A 566-nucleotide genomic window follows, 5' to 3' on the forward strand; every position below is an offset into this window, starting at 1 on the left:
TCGATGTGGACGTCGAGCGAGAGCTCCGACACCCCCTCGCGGAGCCGGCTCTCCGCGCCGTAGAACTCCGTCACGTCGACGAACTCGACGACGTGTTTGCCGACGATCTCCTCCCGACTCACGCCGAGGCGCTCGGCCAGCGGCGTCGAGACGTAGTCGACCAGCCGGTCCTCGTCGAGCACGAACACCATCCCCTGCACCGATTCGAGCACCGCCTCCCGACGGCGAAGCTGCGTCTCGCGTTCGGCCCGATCGAGTGCCGCGGTCACCGTCGTCGACAGCAGCCGCGCCAGCGACACGTCGGCCTCGTCGAACGCGTCGGCGGCGGTCGAGCCGACGCTCATGACGCCGTGGTCGCCCAACGGGAGGGAGATGGTCGATCTGACCTCGCCGAACCGCGCCTCGTCGAGGTCGAGCGAGATCTGCGGGCTCCCCTCCTCGTAGACGGTCCCGGAGATGCTCTCGCCGGCGCCGTAGCGCGACCGTTCGGGCATCAGCTCCTCGACCGGGTCGGTTTCCGCCGCCACCCGAAGTCCGTCGTTCGCCGAGTCGGCGAGGCGGACGAC

The 566-nt window shown here is 70.0% G+C and carries 1 protein-coding gene; it reads right to left on the reverse strand.

What is annotated here, in order from left to right; genetic code table 11:
• The coding region (locus ACFR9S_RS06515) for a GAF domain-containing protein (RefSeq protein ID WP_379818302.1) at nt 1–494 on the reverse strand (494 nt) is incomplete at its 3' end.
• Nucleotides 495–566: the final 72 nt, after the last annotated feature.

It is taken from the genome of Halolamina salina, assembly GCF_042678005.1.
Taxonomy (GTDB): domain Archaea; phylum Halobacteriota; class Halobacteria; order Halobacteriales; family Haloferacaceae; genus Halolamina; species Halolamina salina.